The organism is Bordetella pertussis 18323 (assembly GCF_000306945.1).
In the GTDB taxonomy this organism is placed as follows: Bacteria; Pseudomonadota; Gammaproteobacteria; order Burkholderiales; family Burkholderiaceae_B; genus Bordetella; species Bordetella pertussis.
Genome location: NC_018518.1, coordinates 1,036,067 through 1,054,095 on the forward strand (window position 1 = coordinate 1,036,067; position 18,029 = coordinate 1,054,095).

General features: G+C 69.7%; 11 protein-coding genes and 4 pseudogenes. 3 read left to right on the forward strand and 12 right to left on the reverse strand.

The genetic code is table 11. From position 1 onward, the window contains the following. Positions 1-9: 9 nt before the first annotated feature. Both BN118_RS04935 and BN118_RS04940 read right to left on the reverse strand, forming a co-directional pair. Positions 10-829, reverse strand: a pseudogene (locus BN118_RS04935) (alpha/beta fold hydrolase). Positions 830-848: 19 nt separating this feature from the next. After that, a complete protein-coding gene (locus BN118_RS04940) occupies positions 849-1,601 on the reverse strand; it encodes a maleate isomerase (protein WP_010929891.1) in 753 nt (250 codons plus the stop codon). 300 nt (positions 1,602-1,901) lie between these two features. Between BN118_RS04940 and BN118_RS04945 the strand changes: the two genes are divergently transcribed. The 3 genes and pseudogenes from BN118_RS04945 to BN118_RS21325 all read left to right on the forward strand — a co-directional run bounded on the left by BN118_RS04945 (position 1,902) and on the right by BN118_RS21325 (position 5,940). After that, on the forward strand, positions 1,902-3,053 hold the full coding sequence (locus tag BN118_RS04945) for an FAD-dependent monooxygenase (RefSeq protein ID WP_014905577.1): 1,152 nt from the start codon (positions 1,902-1,904) through the stop codon (positions 3,051-3,053). 109 nt (positions 3,054-3,162) lie between these two features. Next, positions 3,163-3,651, forward strand: a complete 489-nt coding sequence (locus tag BN118_RS04950) for a (2Fe-2S)-binding protein (protein WP_041166139.1) — start codon at positions 3,163-3,165, stop codon at positions 3,649-3,651. Next, positions 3,648-5,940: pseudogene (locus BN118_RS21325) on the forward strand (c-type cytochrome). Before BN118_RS04950 ends, BN118_RS21325 begins: the two are co-directional and overlap by 4 nt. 154 nt (positions 5,941-6,094) lie before the next feature. Here the strand turns inward: BN118_RS21325 and BN118_RS04960 are convergent. The 10 genes and pseudogenes from BN118_RS04960 to BN118_RS05005 form a co-directional block, all read right to left on the reverse strand. Continuing rightward, positions 6,095-6,865 carry an ABC transporter ATP-binding protein gene (locus BN118_RS04960; RefSeq protein ID WP_003810083.1) on the reverse strand — a complete coding sequence of 257 codons (771 nt, stop codon included), beginning with the start codon at positions 6,863-6,865 and terminating at the stop codon, positions 6,095-6,097. Then, positions 6,862-7,638 carry an ABC transporter ATP-binding protein gene (locus tag BN118_RS04965; protein WP_014905579.1) on the reverse strand — a complete coding sequence of 259 codons (777 nt, stop codon included), beginning with the start codon at positions 7,636-7,638 and terminating at the stop codon, positions 6,862-6,864. Before BN118_RS04965 ends, BN118_RS04960 begins: the two co-directional genes overlap by 4 nt. Continuing rightward, positions 7,635-9,584 (reverse strand): ABC transporter permease, encoded by a 1,950-nt coding sequence (locus BN118_RS04970; protein WP_014905580.1) that lies wholly within the window; start codon positions 9,582-9,584, stop codon positions 7,635-7,637. Before BN118_RS04970 ends, BN118_RS04965 begins: the two co-directional genes overlap by 4 nt. Positions 9,585-9,675: 91 nt before the next feature. Then, positions 9,676-10,884 (reverse strand): ABC transporter substrate-binding protein, encoded by a 1,209-nt coding sequence (locus BN118_RS04975; protein ID WP_010930653.1) that lies wholly within the window; start codon positions 10,882-10,884, stop codon positions 9,676-9,678. 46 nt (positions 10,885-10,930) lie between these two features. Then, on the reverse strand, positions 10,931-11,881 hold the full coding sequence (locus BN118_RS04980) for an IS481-like element IS481 family transposase (RefSeq protein WP_010929577.1): 951 nt from the start codon (positions 11,879-11,881) through the stop codon (positions 10,931-10,933). A 101-nt stretch (positions 11,882-11,982) separates the two neighbouring features. Continuing rightward, positions 11,983-12,450: pseudogene (locus tag BN118_RS04985) on the reverse strand (AMP-binding protein); the annotation flags it as partial. Between the two features lie 8 nt (positions 12,451-12,458). Further along, complete coding sequence (locus tag BN118_RS04990; RefSeq protein WP_003820177.1) at positions 12,459-13,007, reverse strand: PaaI family thioesterase; 549 nt, start codon at positions 13,005-13,007, stop codon at positions 12,459-12,461. Continuing rightward, positions 13,004-14,203 (reverse strand): acetyl-CoA C-acyltransferase, encoded by a 1,200-nt coding sequence (locus BN118_RS04995; RefSeq protein WP_003820178.1) that lies wholly within the window; start codon positions 14,201-14,203, stop codon positions 13,004-13,006. The genes BN118_RS04990 and BN118_RS04995 overlap by 4 nt, the downstream gene beginning before the upstream one ends. Positions 14,204-14,212: 9 nt before the next feature. Continuing rightward, positions 14,213-16,603, reverse strand: a complete 2,391-nt coding sequence (locus BN118_RS05000; RefSeq protein WP_014905581.1) for a 3-hydroxyacyl-CoA dehydrogenase/enoyl-CoA hydratase family protein — start codon at positions 16,601-16,603, stop codon at positions 14,213-14,215. Between the two features lie 70 nt (positions 16,604-16,673). Then, positions 16,674-17,974 (reverse strand): annotated as a pseudogene (locus BN118_RS05005) (OmpP1/FadL family transporter). Positions 17,975-18,029 lie beyond the last annotated feature (55 nt).

An 18,029-nucleotide genomic window follows, 5' to 3' on the forward strand; every position in this document is an offset into this window, starting at 1 on the left:
CTCGCGGCCTCAGCCCGCCCGCAGGCGCGCGCCCAGAAAATCCCCGAACGCCGCGTAAAAACCTTCCTCGTTGTCCCACGGAATCATGTGCCCCGCGCCCGCCACCCGCACGTGCACCGTGCCCGGCGCCAGCGCCTCGATCTCGGCCACGTCCGCATCGAGCACCACCTCGCCGCGCGGCCGTCATCAGCAGCCGCGCCGCCCGCACCCGCGGCAGGTCCGCGTGCACGTCGTCCTCGTGAAACCCCTCGAAGCTGGCGATCACCGCCCGCTCCTCGCACGTGTGCAGCCACTCGGCGCGCAGCTGCAGCTGCTCGGCCGTCCAGCTCGGGCAGTACGCCTTCATCTGCTCGCCCGTCATCCCCTGGCGCGCCTGCGCCATCGAGTCCACGTACCACGGCAGCTTCGACGGGTACGCCCGCCGGCCCGGCCCCGACACCGGCGGATCCACCATCGCCAGCCGCGCCAGCCCCGCCTCGCCCGTGCGCGCCGCACGGATCCCGATGCGCGCGCCCATCGAGTGGCCCACCACGCTGTAGCGCGACAGCCCCAGCGCGCGCGCAAACGCCAGCAGGTCCTCGGCCTGCACATCCAGGCCATAGTCCAGCTGCGGCCCCGACTGCGACAGCCCGCGCCCGCGCACATCCAGGATGTAGGTGTCGAACTGCTCGCCAAAACGCTCGCCCACGAACCCCCAGGTCACCGCCGGGCTGGTGATCCCCGGCACGATGATCACCGGATCGCGACCGGCCCGCTCGCCCCCATAGCGCAGGTAGTGCTGCCGGATCCCGTTGGCCTGCACGTTGCCGCCATACCGAAAATTGCTCATCGCTCGCTCCTTCTCCGGCTCAGTACGCACCCGACAGCAGCGCGCCCGCACCGGGCACCACCGCCTCCAGCCCCAACGCCTTCAGCATCGCGTACGTCGTGGCCACCGCCGCCGTCACCACCGGCTTGCCCGTCTGCGCCTCCACCTTCGCAATCGCCCCCAGCGACGGCATCTGCACGCACGCCGACAGCACGATCACGTCCGCCTCGCGGTAATCCAGCCCCGCCACGATCTCCGGCAGCCGCCCCGCATCATGGCGTCCCACCTCCAGGTTGTCCGCAATCTCCAGCGCCCGGTAATCCACCACCTCGTAGCCCTCGTTGCCGATGTAGTCCACCACCAGCTCGGTCAGCGGCTTCATGTACGGCGCCACCACCGCGATCTTCCGCGCTCCCATCACCTTCAACGCATCGACCAGCGCCCCCGCGCTGGTGATCACCGGCGCCTCGCCCCCGTTGGCCGCCGTGTGCGCCGTCAGCCGCGCCTGCGACTGACGGTGATACCCACGGCCCATCGCCATGATCGCCACCAGGCACGCATAACCCAGCACGTCCACCCGCGCATCGCTCAGCTCCACCGCGCACCGATCCGACTCCGCGTCCATCGCCGCCAGCTCCTCCTTGACCACCTTCTTCATCCGCATCCGGCTCGAATGAAAGGTGAAACGCTCCCCCCGAATCTGCTGGCGCGCCAGCAACATCGCCGGAATCTCCGTCTCCATCGTCGTATTCGAACTCGGCACGATCTGGCCAATGCGGTAGGTCTTCTGCACGCCCTGCTCCCGGTAACCGGACGCCGAAAGACGTCCTCAATAAGATGTGTACGCTTTATTTTCACAGCTATGCCACGGCGTGGCAATAGTTCGGATCACGCCTTTCCGAATCATCAACCCAAGGGAAAACCCGCATAAAAGTTCCATATAGACAACAGATTGCTGCAAACTACCGCCATATCGGACAGCATCGAACGAACCGCCTGGCAATTCCCTGTTTACTTGCCATTTTTGAGTGTGTACACTTTATTTTCATGAGCACCGCAGGCCCGCTTCACGCCTCACTCCAGGAGAAACACCGTGCAAGGCAAACCCAGAATCGCTGTCATCGGCGCCGGTCTCGGCGGTACCGCGGGCGCGGCGCTCATGGCGCGCGCCGGCTTCAATGTACGCCTGTACGAGCAGGCGCCGGCCTTCTCCCGCCTGGGGGCAGGCATCCATCTCGGCCCCAACGTGATGAAGATCATGCGGCGCATCGGCATCGAGGACGAGCTCAACCGCCAGGGCTCGCATCCGGACTACTGGTACAGCCGCGACTGGCAGACCGGCGCGGAGCTGGCCCGCATTCCGCTGGGCGACTACGCGGTCTCGCATTACGGCGCCACGTACCTGACGGTGCACCGCGGCGACTTCCATGCCCTGATGACCGCCGCCCTGCCGGCGGGCCTGCTGCAGTTCAACAAGCGCCTGACGCGCGTGGACGAGGACGACGACGTGGTGCGCCTGCATTTCGCCGACGGCTCGGTCGAGGAAGCCGAGATCGTGATCGGCGCCGACGGCGTCAATTCCCGGCTGCGCGAACACCTGCTGGGCGCCGAGCTGCCCAAGTACACCGGCTACGTGGCGCACCGCGCGGTGTTCCCCACGCCGCTGGACAGCGGCTCGCTGCCTTTCGACATGTGCGTCAAGTGGTGGTCGGACGATCGCCATATGATGGTTTACTTCGTCACCGGCAAGCGCGATGAGATCTATTACGTGACCGGCGTGCCCGAACAGCAATGGGACATGGGCAAGAGCTGGGTGCCCAGCAGCAAGGAGGAAATGCGCGCAGCCTTCGCCGGCTGGCATCCGACCGTGCAGGCGCTCATCGAGGCCACGCCCGAGGTTTCCAAATGGCCCCTGCTCGAACGCGATCCGCTGCCGCTGTGGAGCCGCGGCCGCATCGTGCTGCTGGGCGACGCCTGCCACCCGATGAAGCCGCACATGGCGCAAGGCGCGGCCATGGCGATCGAGGACGCCGCCATGCTGACGCGCATCTTCGAGCAGACCGGGCTGCAGGACCATGCCGCCGCCTTCCGCCTGTACGAGGACAACCGCGCCGAACGCGCCAGCCGCGTGCAACGGGTATCGCACGACAATACATGGCTGCGCACCAACGAAAACCCGGACTGGTGCTTCGGCTACGACGTGTACGCCGAGCCGCTGGTCGAAGGCCGGCGCGCGGCGGCCTGAGGCCGCCGGCCGCCGGCGCGCCACCAGGGGTTATCCCCCTGGCCGCGCGGCGCCCAGTCCGGATAACCTGCGCAGCTTGCCGCGCCGCATCGAGGTTTGCCGTATCGCCATGCTTGCAGCCACTCGCGACTTCACGCTCGAGGTCAACGCCAGCCGCCACACGGTGACGGCGGACCCCGACACCCCGCTGCTTTACATCCTGCGCAACGACCTGTGCCTGAACGGGCCCAAGTTCGGCTGCGGACTGGGCGAATGCGGCGCGTGCGCCGTCCTGATCGACGGCGTGGCCGCGCGCGCCTGCACGATACCCGTGCGCGGCGCGGCCGGGCACGCCATCACCACCCTCGAAGGGCTGGGCACGCCGAAGGCGCCCGGCCCGGTGCAGCAGGCCTTCATCGACGAGCAGGCCGCGCAATGCGGGTACTGCCTCAACGGCATGATCATCGCCACCCAGGCGCTGCTGCTGCGCAATGCCGCGCCGACCGACGAGGAGATCCGCCGCGAGCTGCAGTACCACCTGTGCCGCTGCGGCACCCATATCGAAATCATGGCGGCGGTGCGCCGCGCGGCGCGCCTGTGGGCCGCGCGACAGGCATGAGCCGCGCCGGCCCGCCGGACGCCGCCCCCATGGCCGCCATGCCGGCCGGCAGCGCCGACCTGGCGCCGCCGGCCGCCGGGGTGCTGGCCGGCCTGGTGCTGCGCCCCCCGCGCGCCAGCTGGAACGGCGAACGCTATACCGGCCCGCGCGCCGCCCACGTCGACGACAGCGCCCTGCAAGGCTTGCCCGGCATCGTGCGCGTGCTCGTGGCGCGCGACTTCGTCGGCATCGTCGCCACCCGGCCGGAGCTGGCGCAGCAGGCCGCCGCGCGGCTGCCGGTACAGTGGCGCGCCACCCCGCCGGGCGCCGACGCCCATCCGCTGTGGCAACACGGCCCCGCCGATGCCGGCGCGCCGATGGCGCTCGAGCAGCGCTACCGCTGGCCGGCGGCGGACAGCCACGGCATGTCGACCTGGGCGCTGGCCTGGTGGCGCGAGGGCACGCTGACCGTGTGGACGGCGGCCGCCGCGCCGGCGCTGCGGCGCGAACTGGCCGCCTTGCTGGACCTGCCGCCGGATGCGGTGCGCGTGCTGGCCTATGGCGTCCCGCCCGGGCAGGCCGCCGACCTCGCGGCCCTCGACACGGCCGCCGACGCGGCGCTGCTGTCGCGCGCGGTGGGCCAGCCGGTGCGCGTGGCCGGCAGTCCGATGGCATGGCCCGCGCCGGCCAGCGGCGCGATCCGGCTGGGTGCGGACTTCGACGCGCAAGGCGGCATTGCCGCGCTGCGCATCCGCCACGACGGCGCCGGCCTGGCCCGCCCCAGCCTGGCCCGCCTGCTGGCCGGCGGCGCGGGCGCCGCGCCCGCCGATGCCCCGCCCTACCGCTTTGGCGCCGTCCGGCTGGCCGCCGACAGCCAGGGCACCTTGCCGCCCGGCGCGGCCCGCCTGCCCGGGCAGCGCGCGGCCCAGGTGTTCGCGCTGGAGTCGTTTCTCGACGAGGCCGCGATCCGCGCCGGCGTCGATCCGGTCGAATACCGGCTGCGCCACCTGGACGACGCGCGCGGCGCGGCGCTGATCCGGCAAGTCGCGCAGCAGGCCGGCTGGCAGGCATCCGGGCGCGGCGGACGCGGCTTCGCCTATGCCAGCGTCATCGACGACAGCGTCGACCCGCCGCTGCGCAGCTGGTCGGCCTGGGTGGCCGACGTGTCGGTCGACCCCGACAGCGGCGGCGTCGCGCTAACCCGCGTGGTGGTCGGCCACGACCTCGAAGCGACGGCCGCGCCCGGCCAGGACGCGCCGCGCATCGAACAGCATCTGCGCGATACCGCGAGCCGCCTGCTCGGCCCGCCGGCCGTCTACGACGACTGGAGCGTCCCCGCCGCGCCGATCGCCGGCCAGCTGCCGACACCGGAGGTCGTGCGTCCGGCCAGCGCGCTGGCCACGCCGACCGCGCTGGCCTGGTCCGACACCGCATCGCTGCCTGCCGCGGCCGCGGTGGCCAATGCGATTTTCGACGCCACCGGCATCCGCCTGCGCGAGCCGCCCTTCAACGGCGCGCAGGCGCGCCGCGGCAATCGTGGCGCCTACGCCTGGCTGGGCGGCATTGCCGCCGCGGCGGCCGGGCTGGTGGTCGCCGCCTGGCCGTGGCGTCCGGCCATCGCGCCCGTCGCCGGGCCCGAACCCGGCCTGTATTCGGCCGCGGCGATCGAACGCGGCCGGCTGGTGGCCGCCGCCGGCGACTGCGTGGTGTGCCACACCGCGCCGGGCGGCGCGCCCAATGCCGGCGGGCTGGCGCTGGACACCCCGTTCGGCGCCATCTACACCACCAACATCACGCCCGACGTCGCGACCGGCATCGGGCAATGGTCGTATGCGGCGTTCGAGCGCGCCATGCGCCAAGGATGCGGACGTGCGCGCCATGGCGCACTACCTGTCGTCGCTGAGCCCGGCCGCCGACAGCGCCGGCGTCGAAGCCGCGGTGCAGGCACTGGAGCGCGCCAGCGAACCCGGCGCGCGCCTGCTACCGCCGAACGGCGAGCGCCTGTTCCAGGGCGCGTGCGCCGTCTGCCACGAAACGCGCCATACCGCGCCGCAATTCGGCGTGCGGCCGTCGCTGGCGCTCAACACCAATCTGCACAGCGCGCGCCCCGACAACCTGATCCAGGTCATCCTGCACGGCATCGTCGAGCCCGCCAACGGCCAGCTGGGCTACATGCCCGCCTTCGGCGACAGCCTGGACGCCGGACAGATCGCCGAACTGGTGCAATACATGCGCGCCCGCTTCGCGCCGGGCGAGCCCGCCTGGCAGGACGTCGCGCAACGGGTGCGGGAGCTGTCGCGGCAGGAATGAACAGAGCCGCCGGCAACAGGTGCCTGTCCCAACCGGGACAGATACCGTCCTGGCGGTCAAGCGTCGATGGTGTACGGCACTGTGCCTGTCCCGGCGGGGGACAGGCACACCCTGTATGTCGGGACAGGCGCCTGTTGCCGGCGCCAGGCAGCGCTCACACCGTCAGGTAGGCGCGGCGCACTTCCTCGTTGTCGGCCAGTTCGGCCATCGACCCGCTGTAGCGGATCTGGCCCTTCTCCAGCACATAGACGCGATCGGAAACCAGTTCGGCGAAATGCACGTTCTGCTCCGACAGCAGGATGCTGGCGCCCTGCGCCTTCAGCGCCAGGATCATGCCGGCCATCTGCTCGACGATGACGGGCGCCACCCCCTCGGAGGGCTCGTCCAGCAACACCAGGAAAGGGTTGCCCATCAGCGTGCGGGCCACCGTCAGCATCTGCTGCTCGCCGCCGCTCATCTGCCCGCCCGGGCGGTCCTGCATGGCGCCCAGGTTGGGAAACAGCTCATACAGCGCGCCCGGCTGCCAGTTCGGCGCGGCGCTGCCGTCCGGCCAGCGCCGCGCCGGCTGGCGGCCCACCTCCAGGTTCTCGGTGACCGTGAGGTCGGTGAACACGCGCCGGTCCTCGGGCACGAAACCCAGGCCCAGCCGCGCGATCTCGAACGGCTGCAGGCCGGCGATATCGCGGCCCATGAACTCCACCGCGCCGCGCCGCTTGGCCAGCAGGCCCATGACGGCCTTGAACGTGGTGGACTTGCCCGCGCCGTTGCGCCCCATCAGCGCCACCACTTCGCCGCGCCGCACCTCCAGGTCCACGTCGAACAGGATATGGGCGGCGCCATACCAGGCATTCAGCCCCGCCACGCGCAGCAGCGCGGGCGCCTGCGTGGCGGCGGCGGCGCGGGTAGGCTCGGCGACTGTGCTCATGCTACGGCTCCGGCGGAATGTTTCTCGAAGGTCTTGCCGGTGCCGAAATACACTTCCTGCACCTTGGGATGGTTGCGGATCTCCTGCGCGCCCCCCTCGGCGATGAGGCGGTCGCGCGCCAGCACGATCATGCGGTCCGCGTACGCGAACACCACGTCCATGCTGTGCTCGGTGAACAGCACCGCCATGCCCCGATCGACCACCAGCCGCTTGGTCAGGGCCATCAGCGCATTGCGCTCCTGCGGCGCCATGCCGGCGGTGGGCTCGTCCATCAGCAGCAGCTTGGGATCGTTGGCCAGCCCCATGGCCAGCTCGACCCGCTTGACGTCGCCATAGGCCAGCTCGCTGCAGGGCCGTTCGGCCTGGTCGCGCATGCCCACCTGTTCGAGCAGCGCCAGCGCCGGCTCGCGGTACTGGCGCGCCGCCAGCGAACCGAACGAAAAGATGCGGCGATGGTGCGACAGCAGCGCCATCTGCACGTTCTCGACCACCGTCAGCGACGCGAAGGTCGCCGCGATCTGGAAGGTGCGGCCCACGCCCAGGCGCCAGATGTCGCGCGGCCGCATGCCCACCAGTTCGTGGCCGTCCAGCCTGACCGAGCCCGTGGTGGCCGGCAGCTGCCCGCCCACCATGTTGAAGGTGGTGGACTTGCCCGCGCCGTTGGGGCCGATCAATGCCAGCAGCTCGCCGGCCGCCAGATCGAAGCTGATGTCATCGACGGCCCGCACGCCGCCGAACGCCTTGCTGAGATTCCTGACCTGCAACAGACTCATGCCTGCTTCTCCCGCGGTCCGCCGATGAAGGCGCCGCCCTTGCGCGGCGGCCGGTCCTTGCCGGCGCGCGCGCTCCACCATTGCCCCGCCTGCCGGCAGAATCCCGCGATCCCTTGCGGGAACACCAGCACCAGCAGGAGGATGACGCCGCCGAACAGCGCGCGCCAGTACTCGGTGGCGCGCATGATGTAATCCTGCAGCACGTTGAACGCCGTCGCGCCCACCATCGGGCCGATCAGGGTCTGGATGCCGCCCAGCAGCACCATCACCAGGCCGTCCACCGATTTGCTGACCGCCATGGTGTCGGGCGAAATGCTGCCCTTGGAAAACGCATACAGCGCTCCGGCCAGCCCGCCGAACGCGCCGGCCACCACGAAAGCCGCCCACTGCACCCGCTTGACGTCGATGCCGATGGCGTCGGCGCGCAGGCTGGAATCGCGCCCGGCGCGCATTGCGTAGCCGAATGGCGAGAACAGCACGCGCCGCAGGCCCAGCACGGCGGCCGCGACCACCGCCAGCGCCAGATAGTAGTAGGCGGTGCCGGACAGCCACTCGGCCGGCCAGACGCCGATCATGCCGTTGGAGCCGCCGGTGAAGTCGTCCCACTGGAACACCACCGACCAGACGATCTGCGAGAACGCCAGGGTCAGCATGGCCAGATAGACGCCCGACAGGCGCACGCAGAACCAGCCGAAGACCAGCGCGCCCAGCGCGGCCACCAGCGGCGCGAAGGCCAGCGCGGCCTCCATGGGCAGCGAGGCGGCCTTCAGCAGCAAGGCCGCGCCGTACGCGCCCAGCCCGAAGTACGCCGCGTGGCCGAACGAATGCATGCCGCCCGGCCCCATCATGAAATGCAGGCTAACGGCGAACAGCACGGCGATCAGGATGTCCTGCGTCAGCACCACCGCGTACGGAAGCCACTGCGCCAGCAGCGGCAGCACCGCCAGGGAGGCCAGCAGGACGCCCCACAGGATGCGCAGGCGCGGCGCGGCCGGCCGCAGCGGCGCCTCGATGGGCGCCGAGTTGCGGCTGGCGCCCTGCGGGCGTCCGAACAGGCCCCAGGGGCGGAACACCAGCACCAGCGCCATGAAGGCGAACTCCACCACCAGCGTCAGCTTGGAAAACGAAATGCTCAAGCCCAGCAGGGTCACGGTGCCCAGGCCGATGCACAGCGCCTTGATCTCGGCGATGATGAGCGCGGCCACATAGGCCCCCGGAATCGATCCCATGCCGCCCACCACCACGATGACGAACGCATCGCCGATGGTGCGCAGGTCCAGGCTCAGGCTGGCCGGCTCGCGCGGCAGCTGCAGCGCGCCGCCCAGCCCGGCCAGCATGGCGCCCAGCGCGAACACGCCGGTGAACAGCCAGGCCTGGTTCACGCCCAGCGCGCCGAGCATCTCGCGGTCCTGCGTGGCCGCGCGCACCAGGGTGCCCCAGCGCGTGCGCGTCAGCAGCAGCCAGAGCAGCCCCAGCACCACCGGCCCGACCACGATCAGCACCAGGTTGTAGACCGGATACCGGCGGCCCAGCAGGTCGATCGCGCCGGTCAGGCCCGGCGCGCGCCGCCCCAGCAGATCCTCGGCGCCCCAGATCCACAGCGCGGCGTCGTTGATGACCAGCACCAGGGCGAAGGTCGCCAGCAACTGGAACAGCTCCGGCGCGCGATAGATGCGGCGCAACAGCACGACCTCGATCGCCGCGCCCACCACGCCGACGGCCAACGACGCGGCCACCAGGCCGAACCAGAAGCCCAGCGCGGTGCCGCCCACGCGCTCGACGATCGAATACGCCACGTACACGCCCAGCATGTAGAGCGAGCCGTGCGCGAAATTGACGATGCGCGTCACGCCGAAAATCAGCGAAAGCCCCGCCGCCACCAGGAACAGCGACGATGCCTCGGCCAGCCCGTTGAGCAGCTGGGCCAGAAAACCTGTCAGATCCATAACCGCGATACCTCTAGGAAATCACGCATCGTCGCGACGATGCATCCCGCCCGCGACGGCGCGCCCGCGACACGGACGCGCCGCGCGTGGATCAATCGGCCTTGCGCAACTTGCGCACTTCCTCGTCCGAAGGCTGGGCGGCGGCGCCGTCGACATAGCGGAAATCGACCATCACGCCCTTGCCGTCCTTGGACGCCAGCTTGCCCACGTAGGCCCCCATGGTGGACTGGTTGTCCAGCGTGCGGTATTCGATCGGACCGAACGGGATGGTCAGCTTCAGGCCCGCGAACGCCTTGATCATGGACTCGGTGTCGGTCTTGCCGCCGGCGCGCTTGATGCCCTCGGCCAGCGATTTGATGGCGCTGTAGCCCACCACCGAACCCAGGCGCGGATAGTCCTTGAACTTGGCCTGGTAGGCCTTCAGGAAGGCCTGGTGCTCGGGGGTTTCGATGAACTGCCACGGATAGCCGGTGACGATCCAGCCGGCCGGCGTCTCGTCGCGGAAGGTATCGAGGTACTCCGGCTCGCCGGTCAGCACGCTGACCACCGGCCGGTCCTTGAACAGGCCGCGCGTGGTGCCCTCGCGCACGAACTTGGTCACGTCGGCGGCGAACAGCACGTTGAAGATCGCGTCGGGCTTGGAGTCGGCCAGCGCCTGCACCACGCTGCCGGCATCGACCTTGCCCAGCGGCGCGGCCTGTTCCGAGACGAATTCGATGTCGGGCTGGCCGGCCTTCATCAGGGTCTTGAAGGTGGCCACGGCCGATTGACCGTATTCGTAGTTCGGATAGACGATGGCCCAGCGCTTTTTCTTCAGCTTCAGCGCCTCGGGCACCAGCATGGCCACCTGCATGTAGGTCGAGGTGCGCAGGCGGTAGGTATAGCGGTTGCCGTCCTGCCAGACGATCTTGTCGGTCAGCGGCTCGCTGGCCAGGAAGAACACCTTCTTCTGCTTGGCGAAGTCGGTCAGCGCCAGGCCGATGTGCGACAGGAACGAGCCGGTCAGCATGTCCACGCGCTCGCGCGAGATCAGTTCCTCGGCGGCGCGCACCGCCTCGCCCGGGTTGGCGTTGTCATCGCGGATCACCAGCTCCAGCTTCTTGCCAGCGATGCCGCCCGCGTCGTTGACCTCGTCCAGCGCCAGCTGCATGCCCTTCTTGTAGGGTTCGAGAAACGCGGGCTGCGACTTGTAGCTGTTGATCTCGCCGATCTTGATGGTGTCCTGTGCCCAGGCCGATGCGCCCAGCAGCGTCAGGCAGGTTGCGCCCAGCAATCGGGCGTAGCGGTTGCGACCGTTCATGATTTTCCCCTTGAGTTGACGACGGTATCACTGCGTGTGGACGCGGCTAGCTGTGAACTGTCAATAGGTTGTATTTGTCCAGGTTGAGTCTGGAGATGGGTACAGCGCGCCCGATGCCTTGGTGGGGTCGATGCCAGTTGTAGTGGTGTAGCCAGGATTTCATGGCATCGGCTCGGTGTTGGGAGTTCTGGTAGGTGTGAGCGTAAGCCCACTCACGCAAGGCCGACTGGATGAAGCGTTCGGCCTTGCCATTGGTCTGTGGGCGGTAAGGTCGGGTAAAGCGGTGCTTGATGCCCAGCTCATGGCACAGCGCGGCGAAGGCGCGGCTGCGAAAGGCCGAGCCATTGTCGGTGAGCAAGCGCTGGATGGTCACGCCCAGGCGCTGGTAGTAGGCCACTGCGTCCTTGAGGAACTGGACGGCGCTGGGGAAGCGCTCGTCGGGGTGGATGTCGGTGAAGGCCACGCGGGCGTGGTCATCGATGGCCACGAAGACGAAGTCCCAGCCGGCCCCCTCAACGGTATCGCGTCGGTTGCCCGTGACCCGGTGGCCAGGGCGCTGGATACGTCCCAGCTTCTTGATGTCGATGTGCAGCAGATCGCCGGGGGCCTGATGCTCGTAGCGCACCACCGGCTCGGCCGGCTCCAGGTCGGCCAGGTGCGACAGACCGGCGCGGGCCAGGACGCGGCTGACGGTGCTGGCTGACACGCCCAGCGCCTGAGCGATGCGCGCTTGGGTCAGCCGCTTGCGGCGCAGCTCCACGATAGCCAGCGCCTTGGCCGGCGCAATCGCTCGGGGCGAGACCGTCGGGCGCGAGGACGCATCGGCCAAGCCCGCCTGGCCCTGAGCCAGGAAGCGGCCCAGCCATTTGCGCACAGTCGGCGCGGTGACCCCATAGGCGCGGGCCGCTTCAGGCACACAAACTTGATGGGCGATCAATTGCTGGACCATTTCGAGTCGACGTAGGAAGGTCAATCGGGCATGCTTATGGGTGTTCATCCGGCCGGGCTCCTTGAGTGAACTGGGGGGGTGGCGATTTCCAGTTTCTCAAATCCGGTTCGGATGAACCATGCATACAACCTATTGAATCTTCACAACTAGCCCAGCTGTTCGCCGATGGAGGTCACGACCACGTGTTCGAGGGCGGTCTGCGGCAGCGCCTGTTGCAGAGTGGCGGCGAAGTTGTCGGCCACCACGATGGCGCGCGCGCCGGAGTCGGCCAGCTGGTGCGCCAGTTCGCGCGGCGTGTAGAGCGGATTGCAGCTGACCACCGTGCAGCCGGCGCGCCAGGCGCCGAACAGGCAGATGGGGTATTGCAGCAGGTTGGGCATCATCAGCGCGACCCGCTCGCCCCTGCCCAGGCCGCGCGCCTGCAGCCAGGCGGCGAAGGCGCGCGAGCGGCGGTCCAGTCCGGCGTAGCTCAGCGCGCGGCCCAGGCTGATATAGGCGGTCTTGCCGGCAAAGGTCCGGCAGCTGTCTTCGATCACCTCGGCCAGCGAGGCATGCGCGCCGCTGTCGATCTCGGGCGCCACGCCCGTCGGATAGCTGGCCAGCCAGATTTTTTCCATGGGCGGTCCTAGTTGCCGGGCGGGGCCGGTTCGAGCGGCGTGCGCGCCGGCGCGCCGGCCTGCGTCTTGCGCTTGTAGAAGGCCTTGTCGGCGATATAGACCGTGCGCTCCACCACCGCGTAGACCTCGCCATGGCGGTCGCTCAGCGCCACGCTATAGGTGCGCGTGGTTTCGTGATCGCGCGCCAGCTCGGCGCGAATCGCGGCGATTTCATCGCGGCCGATGCGGAAATCCGCATACAGCGTGGCGTAGGCCGGCTTGCGGTAGCGGATGGTGGCGGCCTTGTCCCAGACGATGACGCCGGGCCCCAGCGCCATCATCAGCATGGTGGGGTGCGCGCCGTCGGTCACCGAGAACAGCGATCCGCCATACATCGAGCCGACGATGTTGCGGGTGCGCCGGCCCAGCGGCAGCCTGATGCGGATGTGCAGGAAGTCGGCCGCGATCTCCACCACCCGCCCGCCGGTGGCGCGGAAGGCGGGGTGCAGGTTGAACCCCACGCGCAACAGGCGCGCCCGCCAGCGCGGCGGCACGCGTTCGATCCACTGCAGCTTCACAGCGCCTCGAAGATGCCGGCCGCGCCCATGCCGGTGCCGATGCACATGGTGACCATGCCGTACTTGCCGCCGGTGCGGCGCAGGCCGTGCACGATGGTGGCGGTGCGGATGGCGCCGGTCGCGCCCAGCGGGTGGCCCAGCGCGATCGCCCCGCCCAGCGGGTTGACCTTGGCCGGATCGAGTTCGAGGTCGCGCATGACCGCCAGCGACTGCGCGGCGAAGGCTTCGTTCAGTTCGATCCAGTCCAGGTCCTGCTGGGCGATGCCGCTGCGCGCCAGCACCTTGGGAATGGCCATCCTGGGGCCGATGCCCATGATCTCCGGCGGCACGCCGGCCACCGCGAAATCGACGAAGCGCGCCAGCGGCTGCAGGCCGTACTCGCGCAGGACGCGCTCGGAGACCAGCACGACGGCGGCCGCGCCATCGGACATCTGCGAGCTGTTGCCGGCGGTGACGCTGCCGCGCGCGGCGAATACCGGCCGCAGCCTGGCCAGCGCCTCGGCGGTGCTGTCGGGGCGCGGGCCTTCGTCCTGTTCGATCCAGCGTTCGGCCACGCGCACGGCGCCATCGCGTCCGCCGGCCAGGTGCGTGCGCACCTGGTAGGGCGTGATCTCGGCCTTGAAGTGGCCGGCGGCGATGGCGGCGCAGGCCTTCTGGTGCGAGGACAGCGAAAAGGCGTCCTGGTCCTCGCGCGAGACTTTCCATTGCTCGGCGACTTTTTCGCCGGTCAGCCCCATGCCGAACGCCATGCCGAGGTTTTCCTCGTGCGCGAAGACGGCGGGGTTCATCGCCACCTTGTTGCCCATGATCTGCGGCATGGCGCTCATCGATTCGGTGCCGGCGCCTATCATCACGTCGGCCATGCCCAGCCGGATGCGGTTGGCGGCATCGGCCACCGCCTGCAGGCCCGAGGCGCAGAAGCGGTTGACGGTGACGCCGGCCACGCTTTGCGGCAGGCCGGCAAGCAGCAGGCCGATGCGCGAGACGTTCATGCCCTGTTCGGCCTCCGGCATGGCGCAGCCGGTGATCACGTCGTCGATGCGCTCGGGCAGCAGCGCGGGCACCTGCGCCAGCGCGGCCTGCAGCACCGCGGCCAGCATGTCGTCGGGGCGCGTGGTGGCGTAGGCGCCATTGCGCTTGCCCACCGGCAGGCGGGTCGCGGCGACGATGTAGGCGTCCTGAATCTGTTTGCTCATGATGAATCCTCAGTTGCGCAGCGGTTTGCCGGTGTCCAGGGTGTGGCGGATGCGCGCCTGCGTTTCGGGCGTGCGCAGCAGCGCCATGAATTCGCGCCGTTCCACGGCCAGCAGCCACTGCTCGTCGACGCGGGTGCCGGCCTCGACCTCGCCGCCGCACAGGGCCACGGCGGCGCTGCGCGCCACGCGGTAGTCATGGGCGCTGATCATGCCGCCTTCGCGCATGTTGACCAGCACCATCTCGAAGTTGGCGATGCCGGTGCGGCCGGCCACCGGGATGTCGCGCGGCGCGGGCGCCGGCGCGTGGCCGCTGTCGGCCGCGGCGCGCGCCTGGCGCAGCGCCACCCACAGCAGCTCGTCCGGATGGAACACCACCGTGTCGCCGTCGTGCGCGTAGCCCATGTCCATGGCCTGCAGGGCGCTCTTGGTGACCTGGGCGGTGGCGATGTTCTGGAACACGGGCTGCAGATAGGGAAACACCTCGGCCGGCGTGGCGGTGGCCGCGGCCAGGCGCGCGGCGCGCACCGCCAGGGCCTTACTGCCGCCGCCGGCGGGGATCAGGCCCACGCCGGCCTCGACCAGGCCGATGTAGCTTTCCAGCGCGAGCACGCGGTGGCTGGCATGCATGATGAACTCGCAGCCGCCGCCCAGCGCCATGCCCTGCACCGCGACCACCGTGGGGATCTGCGCGCGGGCCAGCGCCAGCGAGGTGCGCTGGAACTGTTCGACCGTGGCTTCCAGGCGCTCGAACTCGCCCGCCGCGCAGGCCTGGTAGACCTGTTCCAGGTTGGCGCCCACGGCGAACGGCGCGTCGTGCCACATCACCAGGGCGTCGAATTCGCGCTCCGCGCGGGCGATGGCCTGCTGGATGCCGTCGAGCACTTCCTCGCCGATCGTGTGCATCTTCGAGGTGACCGACAGGATGGCGATGCCGCCGTCCTGCTCGGGCAGGCGCCACAGGCGCACGCCGGGCGCTTCCCAGACGGCTTCGCCGCGCGGCGCGGGCGACTCGCCGACCAGCTTCTCGGGAAACAGCTGGCGCCGGTACACCGGCAGCGCCGAGCGCGGGCGCAGCTGGCCGTCGCGCGCCGAGTACGAGCCCTGCGGCGTGTGCACGCCGGTGCGGCCGCTGTCCAGGGCCCAGTCCGGCAGGGGCGCGGCGCTCATGGCGCGGCCCGCGGCGATGTCCTCGGCAATGGCGCGCGCGGTGTCCTGCCAGCCGGCCGCCTGCCAGGTCTTGAAGGGGCCCTGGGCCCAGCCGAACCCCCAGCGCATCGCCAGGTCCAGGTCGCGCGCGTTGTCGGCCACGCCGGCGAGCTGGCAGGCGCTGTAATGGAAAATGTCGCGCAACAGGCTCCACACGAACTGCGCCTGCGGGTGCGCGCTGGCGCGCAGTTGCGCCAGGCGCCTGGCCGGATCGCGCTCCTTGAGGATGGCGGCGGTCTCGTCGGCCAGCGCGCCGGCCGAGGGCCGGTACTGGCCGCTGGCCGGGTCCAGCACCTGGATCTCCTTGCCGGCCTTGCGGTAGACGCCCGCGCCGCTTTTCTGGCCCAGCGCGCCCTGGTCGATCAGGGCCTGCAGCCAGGCGGGCAGTTCGAAGTACGCATGCCACGGATCGTCGGGCAGGTTGTCGCGCATGGTGGCGACCACGTGCGCCAGCGTGTCGAGGCCCACCACGTCGGCGGTGCGGTAGGTGGCGCTCTTGGGACGGCCGATCTTCGGCCCGGTCAGCGCGTCGACCTCGTCGAACCCCAGGCCCAGGCGCTGGGTGTGGTGCATGGCCGCGAGGATGGAGAACACGCCGATGCGGTTGGCCACGAAGTTGGGCGTATCCAGGGCGCGGATGACGCCCTTGCCCAGGCGCGAGGTCAGCCAGCCCTCCAGCTGGTCGACGACCTCGGGCCGCGTGTGGCGCGTGGCGATGATTTCCACCAGCCGCATGTAGCGCGGCGGGTTGAAGAAGTGGATGCCGCAAAAGCGCGGCCGCAGCGCCTCGGGCAGGGCGCCGGCCAGGGTTTCGATCGACAGGCCCGAGGTATTGGAGGCGACGATGGCGTGCGGCGCCACGTGGGCGGCGATGCGGTGGTAGAGATCGGTCTTCCAGTCCAGCCGCTCGGCGATGGCCTCGATGACCAGGTCGCAGCCGCCCAGCCGCTCCAGGTCATCGTCGTAGTTGGCGGGCGTGATCAGCGCCAGGCGGTCCGGGCGCGCCAGCGGGGCCGGCTCGAGTTTGCGCAGGCCGGCCAGAGCCTTGTGGACCACGGCGTTGCGCTCGCCCTGCGGCGCGGTCAGGTCGTACAGCATGACCGGCACGCCGGCATTGGCAAGATGGGCCGCGATCTGCGCGCCCATGACGCCGGCGCCCAGGACGGCGGCTTGTTTGACGACGAACTTGCTCAAGGAAACCTCCAGTCGTTGCGGCCCCGGGCGCCGGAGCCCCCGGGGTGTGGTCTTGCGGGCCGGGCCTTTGCTAGAAGCGGGCCGAAACCTGCAGGCCCACGATATTGCCCTTGCTGTTGTACGTGCCGGCGACACGGCCCTTGGTCAGCGGGTTGCCCGAGGTCGTGTCGATGTCGGTGTCGCGCAGGTACAGATAGGTATAGCCCAGATCGACCGTCACGTTGTCGGTCGGCGCGTACTGCACGCCGGTCGAGAACCACCAGCGGTCGGTGTCGGGCAGCGAGGTCGGTCGGCCTCGTCGTGCACCGGCGACTGGTCGAAGGCGACGCCGAACTTCCACTTCCATTGTGCCGCGAACTGGTAGTTGGCGCCCAGTGCCACGCGCCAGCTGTCGCGGAACTTGAGCGGCAGCTCGTCGGTCGGGCCGTTCTTGTTCTTGATCTTCAGCTCGGGGATGCTGCTCCAGCCGGTCCAGGAGATGTCGCCCAGCAGCTCCCAGCGGTCGTTGAGCTGGTGCGACACGCTCAGGATGAGCGAGTCCGGCAGGTCCACCGACGCCTTGGCGTCGTACGAGGCCGAGGCGCTGCGCCCGCCCGGCAGGGCGATGTTGTCCACGTCCGTGTTGCCGCTGGCGGTGTGCTTGATGCGCGAACGGTAGGACAGGCCGACGCGGGTGGCGTCGGTGGGCTGCAGCATGAAGCCCACGTTCCAGCCCCAGGCGTCGCCGTCCATGTCCAGCGTGGCGTCGCCGTTGGTGAACATGGGCAGCCCGGGCACGGGCTGCACCACGGTTTTCTTCTTGTAGGTGGCGTCGATGCGCTGCCAGTTGATGCCAAAGCCCATCGAGAAGCGGTCGTTGACCTTGTACGCGATCGACGGGTTGATGTTGATGGTCTTGATGTCGAACTTGTTGGAGTGGTACTGGCCGGCCCAGCCGCTGTCGTACTTGGTCATCAGGCCGAACGGCGCGCCCATGCCCAGGCCCAGCCACCACTGGTCGGCCACCTGCCATGAGACGTAGGCGTTGGGCACGACGCCCAGGCTGCCGGCATCGCCGCCGTTGCCGCCGGCGGGCCTGCCGCCGCCCAGCAGCGTGGGGTCGCGGCTGTCGCCGTTGTCCGAGAATTTGAACGAAGGCCAGATGGCGTTGACACCGCCCGACACGTTCACGCCGGGCAGATAGGTCATGCCGGCTGGATTGAAGTAGATGATGCTGGCGTTTTCCGGGTTTGCCGCCGAGCCGGCGTAGGCGTTGCCCAGCCCGCTGGCGTTCTGTTCGAGCAACTGGAAACCGGCCGAGTGCGCGGTGCCGGCCGCCAGGCCGGCCAGCGCCGCAACCAGTGTCTTCAAGGTCACCGATCGTCCATTCATGGGTTCTGTCTCCTCGCGTTGTGACGTGACTGCCTTGCTTGGGGACGGCTTTCCG

Bases quoted from the DNA above. Each gene is read 5' to 3' on its own strand.
- BN118_RS04950 (WP_041166139.1), top strand. From the start codon at position 3,163: ATGCTTGCAGCCACTCGCGACTTCACGCTCGAGGTCAACGCCAGCCGC.
- BN118_RS04960 (WP_003810083.1), bottom strand. From the start codon at position 6,865: ATGAGCACAGTCGCCGAGCCTACCCGCGCCGCCGCCGCCACGCAGGCG.
- BN118_RS04965 (WP_014905579.1), bottom strand. From the start codon at position 7,638: ATGAGTCTGTTGCAGGTCAGGAATCTCAGCAAGGCGTTCGGCGGCGTG.
- BN118_RS04970 (WP_014905580.1), bottom strand. From the start codon at position 9,584: ATGGATCTGACAGGTTTTCTGGCCCAGCTGCTCAACGGGCTGGCCGAG.
- BN118_RS04975 (WP_010930653.1), bottom strand. From the start codon at position 10,884: ATGAACGGTCGCAACCGCTACGCCCGATTGCTGGGCGCAACCTGCCTG.
- BN118_RS04980 (WP_010929577.1), bottom strand. From the start codon at position 11,881: ATGAACACCCATAAGCATGCCCGATTGACCTTCCTACGTCGACTCGAA.
- BN118_RS04995 (WP_003820178.1), bottom strand. From the start codon at position 14,203: ATGAGCAAACAGATTCAGGACGCCTACATCGTCGCCGCGACCCGCCTG.